Source organism: Synechocystis sp. LEGE 06083 (genome assembly GCF_015207725.1).
GTDB classification, from domain to species: domain Bacteria; phylum Cyanobacteriota; class Cyanobacteriia; order Cyanobacteriales; family Microcystaceae; genus Synechocystis; species Synechocystis salina.
The window spans coordinates 1-6595 of record NZ_JADEWJ010000230.1 but is presented as its reverse complement, the minus strand read 5'-3'; the positions used below and the strand labels follow the sequence as shown (position 1 = coordinate 6595).

5 protein-coding genes and 1 pseudogene are annotated in these 6595 nt (G+C 46.9%); 4 read left to right on the top strand and 2 right to left on the bottom strand.

From position 1 onward, the window contains the following. Positions 1-1117, top strand: a 1117-nt coding sequence (locus IQ219_RS15340; RefSeq protein ID WP_228017175.1) for a DUF4114 domain-containing protein, incomplete at its 5' end; no start/stop codon positions are given. Between the two features lie 52 nt (positions 1118-1169). Here the strand turns inward: IQ219_RS15340 and IQ219_RS15335 are convergent. Continuing rightward, a complete protein-coding gene (locus tag IQ219_RS15335; RefSeq protein WP_368667616.1) occupies positions 1170-1682 on the bottom strand; it encodes an RNA-guided endonuclease InsQ/TnpB family protein in 513 nt (170 codons plus the stop codon). A gap of 6 nt (positions 1683-1688) precedes the next feature. Here IQ219_RS15335 and IQ219_RS15330 point away from each other — a divergent pair, with 6 nt between their 5' ends. Continuing rightward, the gene (locus tag IQ219_RS15330) at positions 1689-1979 is read left to right on the top strand and encodes a hypothetical protein (protein ID WP_194073183.1); all 291 of its coding nucleotides are present in this window, start codon (positions 1689-1691) and stop codon (positions 1977-1979) included. A 177-nt stretch (positions 1980-2156) separates the two neighbouring features. After that, positions 2157-3389 (top strand): cation:proton antiporter, encoded by a 1233-nt coding sequence (locus IQ219_RS15325; protein ID WP_194073182.1) that lies wholly within the window; start codon positions 2157-2159, stop codon positions 3387-3389. A 99-nt stretch (positions 3390-3488) separates the two neighbouring features. On the opposite strand, the gene IQ219_RS15320 is transcribed toward IQ219_RS15325, so the two are convergent. Further along, a complete protein-coding gene (locus IQ219_RS15320) occupies positions 3489-5570 on the bottom strand; it encodes a hypothetical protein (protein ID WP_228017174.1) in 2082 nt (693 codons plus the stop codon). A gap of 181 nt (positions 5571-5751) precedes the next feature. Here IQ219_RS15320 and IQ219_RS15315 point away from each other — a divergent pair. Further along, positions 5752-6595 (top strand): annotated as a pseudogene (locus IQ219_RS15315) (proton extrusion protein PcxA); the annotation flags it as partial.

Sequence of the window (6595 nt, the reverse complement as noted above, 5' to 3'; positions counted from 1 at the left end):
AAATAGTAATGGCGGTCAAGGTGGTTTTGGCGGCGGTGGTGGTTTTGCTGCATCAGGAGGGGTTTATGGCGGAGCAGGGGCGCCTTCGGGAAATGCTGTTGGTAGTGGTGGTGGCGGCGCTGGCCTAGGTGGTGCCATTTTTGTACTAGGAGGTACGTTAGACTTAAATAATGTCAACTTCAGTAACAACTCAACTCAAGGAGGCTCAGGGGCTAATTCGGGGCAAGGATTAGGCGGGGCTATCTTTGCCATTGATTTCAATGTTCTTGGACAAACTCTCAATAAGGTTAATCTGACCAATGTGTCCTTTAATGAAAACAGTGCGAGTAGTGCCTCTGGCACTGTTGACCCGGGCACTATCAGTTTTGGAACGGCTTACAACAATGCTGATATTTTGGGCAGTACCTTTAGTGGCACCGTTGTTGCTCCAGGGAGCATCGCCACGGCGACTCAATTTAAACAAACTGAAACTTCTAGTCAGGGGAATCTGGGGAGCTTGGGCTACAACCTCAGTCCCTTCAAGGGTGCTAATATCACCACCCAGGTAGGGGAATTATCTCTGCAACAAACCGATGCTTTTTTCCATAACCTATTTGGGTTATATGAGGTGATTAACCTTGATGGGGCCATACTAGATAGCCTAGACAGTAATAATAATGGTCGGACTGATGACTTGCTGAATCCAGGGGATGCGGGCTATGCCCTGACCGCTTTAACTAATCGAGTCGATAACTTTGTCTTACAGGTAGGAGCCAATGGTGACCCCACTAAAAATACCACAGCATCAAAGCTAGGAAATGTTTTACTGGAAGGTGGCAAACTTTACGCTCCCTGGGCGATCGCCAATGGCGGAAGTCTTATTCCCCAAAGTGGCACTGTCCAAGATGCGATTGATGTTTTCTTAGCTCAGAATCCCAATAATGTAGGGGCCACCCTGGATAACTTTATGAGCCACACCGTGGCCTATTTCAGCTTTGGGGAGGCTAACCCGGATGGGGCGGAGCATTTACAGAATCGGGGCAATGGTGTCTTCGGTTTTGAGGACTTGCCCAGCAACCTAGGCATCAGTGATTTCGATTTCAATGATGCGGTCTTCCAAATCCAATTCTTGGCATAGAGCAATGCAAGCTTTTGACATCCTCCCTTCGCTAAAGCGAGGGGATTCCTATCTATCCAAACAACAAAAGTTGAGTAGGTAATAGGTGGGTTGACGCTTCACAGGATGCCGCTACCGAAGTAGTCTTATGCTTTCCTCCCCGTCCGTTTTTAGTCTTCGAGTGTCCCCCGGCGACTTTGATATTGATTGCGGCGTTAATATCCCGATCATGGGTTGCCCCACAAAAGAGACAAGTCCACTCCCTCACAGAGAGTTCTTTTTTGCCGCCAATTTCACCACAACAGGAACAGCGTTGCGATGTTAGCTCCCAACGGGAGATTACCCGAAAGTCCCTACCATACATTTCTGCTTTGGCTTCCAACATAGTGCGAAAACTACGCCAACCTAAATCAGAAATAGCACGGGAAAGACGACGATTTTTCATCATCCCGACGGTGTTTAAATCCTCTAGAATCACCGTTTGGTTTTCACGGATCAATCTGGTGGACAATTTATGTAAAAAGTCAGTGCGGGTATCTTTTACCTTTGCGTGGACTTTAGCTACCCTTAAAAGGAATATTGGCACTTAATTGTGAAAGAGAAACCTGAAAATTTAGTATTTTTTGACGAAATGAGAATCTTACTGGGAATTATGCGAGATATGGCGAGAATTCTTATGGGAACTAGAGCCTATGACTTTGATTCTGTTTACAAAGGCACTCGTCTCAACTATGCGGGGGCGATGAGTTTGTCGGGGACTTTATGCTTAAAATTATTACCTAAATCTATCCAGATTTTAATCCGATTGAACATCTTTGGTGGGAACTCAAAGCTTTCATTCGTAGATTTAGGCCCAGAGATAAAGAATCTGTTGAAAAGTTAGCAGAAATTGGAGTGATGCTAAATTCTGCTGCGGCTAGACGGAACTATTTTACTCATTGCTGTTACTGTACCAATTAGATTTGGAATCCGCCGTATCTGGTATATTGTGCTTTTCGCAGGATATTGTTTTTCCCAATCAAACTTTGGGAAATCAAGGCCTGGATGGGTCACAACAACCATGGACACCAATACTCTACTGCTAATTCTTGCCAATATCGTTGTGATTATTGGCTTGGCTCGCCTGATCGGTCTGCTGTTTGCCCGCTTTCAACAGCCCCCTGTGATCGGGGAAATTATTGCGGGGATTATGTTGGGGCCTTCTCTCCTCGGTCTGTTGTCCCCTACCCTAGAAAAAAGTTTTTTCCCCGCCACTACCCAGCCATTTCTATATTTGCTCTCGGAAATTGGCTTAATTTTTTATATGTTCTTAGTGGGTTTGGAGCTTAATCCCCAACATCTGCGGCAAAAATTAAAAGTTGCCATTGTCACTTCTAATGTCAGTATTTTCTTTCCATTTGTGCTGGGGGTAGTGCTGTCTTTTTTTGTCCTCTACTCCCTCAATCAACCCAATAAAACCAGCTTTATTCCCTTCGCCCTCTTCATTGGAGCCGCCATGTCGATTACGGCATTTCCGGTGCTGGCGCGTATTTTAAAGGACACCGGCCTGGATAAAACCCCCCTCGGGACCCTGGGTTTAACCTGTGCTTCGGTGGATGATATCAGTGCTTGGTGTTTATTGGCGATCGCCATTGCGGTGACCCGTACGGACAATATTTTCGGTGCCTTTCCCACCCTATTGGGCATCGCTGTTTATACCATTTTTATGGTGACCCTGGGACAAAAATTATTTAAATATATTCTTCGTAATTATGGCCAAACTAATTACCTCAACAAAGGATTATTAACTTTTATTTATATTATGGTTGTTCTCTCAGCTATGATCACGCAATGGATTGGCATTGATGTGATTTTTGGTGGCTTTATTCTGGGGGCAATCTTACCTAAAAATACAAACCTAAACGCAGAATTAACCACTAAAACTGAAGATTTTGTTTCCACATTTCTTTTACCTATTTTCTTCGCCTATAGTGGATTAAGTACAGATCTTGGTTTGCTAAATAAACCCTATCTCTGGGCAGTGTGCGCCTTAGTGGTGGCGGCGGCGATCGCCGGTAAATATTGGGGGGTTTATGTGACTACCAGGGTAATGGGAGTGGAAAAACAAGAGGCTAAAGCCTTGGGCTGGCTAATGAATACAAGGGGTTTGACGGAATTGATTATTCTCAACGTGGGTCTAACACTAGGTGTAATTTCTCCGGTAATTTTTACCATGTTTGTGATCATGGCAATCATTACCACCATTATTACCTCTCCTTTGGTAGTCAGAATTTATCCTGCACCAGCCCGCTAAAAGCTTTGATTGCCTTTGCTTTAATCCAGCTTAAGTATTGATGATTATTCCACAAGCAATGGTTTAAGTTTTGAAACTGTTCTGTTGCCATGGCTATTGCTAAATGGACAAATTTTCCGCCCGTTGAATAATATTTAAGAGCCTACCCACCTGTTCTGTGCCCCGCACGCTTATTTCACTGTGACAGAGTACCAGTTTTTCTGTCACCCTGGCTAATAAATCCCGCACGATGCGCTCAAAGCGTTCCTGGTCCCACTGTAATTGTTCTGGTTCCGTCCAAGGCTTTGGTTCTCGATGGCGTAGTAACAGTGGCGATCCAAATAGCTGGGATGCTCCCCCCATTTCCCAGAGGCGATCGCCAGCATCAAGCCAAAAGTGCCAGCGGTGTTGGCTACGGAGGGAACGGTATTGGTAAATGGTGGCCAGGGTAATGGCCGGTGGTGGTGGTAACCAATCGGGAATATCCGGTCGGGGTTGGGCTGTGACGGTGCCTTGACTAAGCAGTTGCAAAAATAGGGCCAGCTTTTCCCGTATCTGGGGCAGGCTTTCCCCGTTGGGGTAGGAATTACCCTGGAGTTTGCTTTGTACGCGCCAAAAGTGCTGGAGAGTTTCCATCAATTCCCGCAAAGAAGTCAATTCCCCATAGGTGAGGTGATGTTCCGGGGGCAGTTGCTCACGGATAGCTCTGTCCAGCATGGTGACTGGTGATAAAATCTCCTGGGCCAGGGCTTGTTTTTGCTGGCTTAACCAATCCCGTAAAGCGCCATAGGCTTGGCTAGCTTGGTAGCCGAAGCGGTCCCAGCGGGGATATTGCTCTATGGGCATCAAAGCCGGGGCTTGGGGATTAATGGCGTAGCAGGTATCCGCCAATAGCCCTGCCCGCACAGGATCGATCGCCAGAGTGGTGTGGGTTCCAGAGCGTCGTTCACTCAGCATTACCAACATTTCCGCCACCTGTTCTCGGCGGGCCCATTCCCCCAGGTCATACACCAAGGCCAACAGGGTTAATAAACTGCGCATTAAGGGGGCACTACTAAGGGGGCGTTGCTCATTGAGGGCGATGGTGTCAATGCCAGCTTTGTTAAAAATTTCCAAAAAACTGTAGCGGGCAATTTCGTCCAGACCGGGGGCGATGATGGCAATGTCCTGGGGCTTGATTTCCCCTTGGTGCACTGCCGCAATGATCTGATCTGCCGTTTGTCGAAGCAGTTGGGCCCGGGAAAAGGTTTGCAGAGTCTGCACTTGAGGCGGCAATCTATCCGGCGATCGGGGGTCTTTGAGCAGAGTCAACACCTGGGCCGATAACTGGGGCACAATGCCCGTTGGTCTTTCTAACCGTTCCACCTTAGCCCCCTGGGCCAGCACCGCCAAAGCATCGGGATCGGCATTTAACCCCAAACGCACCTGACCGTCTGGATTAAAGCTAAAGACAGCCCAGGAACAATGGGACTGCAACTGACTAAATAAATCCACGGCGATCGCCGGATAGTCGTCTACGTCATCAGCAAAAATTGCGTCGTAGCGTTGTCGTAAATATTGCTGATATTGAGGTTTTTTCAGTAAATATTGTCCATAACAGTGAAAAATCAGCCCATAGGTTAAAAAGCCTTTTTCCAAACACCATTGCCGCCAATGTTGCCAAAAGGCGATCGCCTCTTCTGGGGTAATTTCCCCTGGGGTTACCCGGATTTGCCCTGCTGTTAATCGTTCTAGCACCTGGCGATCTTGCCAACCCGCCGCCCCTGCTAACTGACCCAAATCCAATAAATTACGGACTAACCTAGACCTCTGGGCTGCATTTAAGGAGCTATCCCGTCCTGGATATTGACTCTGCCATTGCTCCACCGCCAACCATTGTTCCGTTTCCGGTCGCAACTGGGTAGGGAAAAGTTGCTGGGTAATCCCTTCCCCTAGCAATAGTGGCCAAAATAAATGCACATCCTCCCTCATCAGTCCCAGGGGTGTTTTGCCCATTACCGGTGCGTCGCCGCCGATTTCCCGCTCCAAACTGCGGCTTAAGCGCCGTCGGGTTTGGCCATTGGCCGCCAATACCAAAGCCAATGTCGGTTGATCCAGACCCCGGTGAAATTCTAAACTTCGCCACCACTGGCCATATAACTGGGTTAATCGATGGGTTTTGCCGCTGAGCGATCGCCCTTCTAGCCAGATTATTTCTGCCAAATCTTTTACCCCTGATAGTTCCCGTTGGTTCTGCTAAGATTCCCTGTATTGCTCAATCCCAAAACCTTACGGGTCAAACCCTAGGCCACCGTAGTTTGGGCAGCTTGAACGGAAACCAAAACTTTATCAGACAACCTTATCAAACAACATCTTAGCTGTTTTTTCACCCAATCATCAGTCAATGGATTTAACAAATTGGTGGCAAGGGGCAACCCAGTGGTTTGGCAGATCTTCACAAAAATCCCTGGAGCAAGCCTTCCGGTCTGCACTAAAAATAAAGGAAATTGAAGATCAATACTTCCAAGGCAAAAAAATAGGGCCAGAAAATTGCGATTACAGTGCCGACACCGTCACTTATTTTGCCAACCAAATTCAACGGCATCTGAGGAAAATAGAGCAGGAAATTTACCACCTCAACAGTGACCAAGAATTTGTCAAAATTCTGAGTCTAGATCCGGCGGTTAAACAGGATCCAGAAACGGAATATATTCTTGACCGACTGCAATTTATCGATGACATATTACAGCGCTACGATGGCGAACTCCCCCAGATTCATCCCCCCAAGCAAATTGCCAATGGTGGGGTGCTAGATTTACCTGCCATAGCTGTTAACAAACAACGACAAGTCAGCAAAAAACATCGGGAAGGTTTTCAATACATTCGGCGGGAAGATACCCAACAAAAGGTCGACACTGCTACCCAGAAGTCGGGTGTTTTACCCCGTTCCTTTTTACGTACCATCGATCGTTTGAAGCAGGAAATGGACCCCCAGTCCAGCGACACAGAGCAAAAGGTGCTCAAACAGTATCGCAATTCCCGCTATAAAACTGCCCTCTCCATTAAATTTATTTTAACCTTAATTATTGTGCCTCTTTTGGCCCACCAATTAACTAAAACATTTTTTCTTTTGCCTTCAGTGGAATCATTTTTTGAGCGCAATAATGAAATTGTTTTCATTAACCAGAGTATGGAAGCAGAAGCCTATCAGGAATTGAGCCATTTTGAAGAATCCCTCCGCTTTCGAG

What these genes read in the sequence shown, in the direction of transcription:
- IQ219_RS15325 (WP_194073182.1), top strand. Translation starts at nt 2,157, where the DNA reads ATGGACACCAATACTCTACTGCTAATTCTTGCCAATATCGTTGTGATT.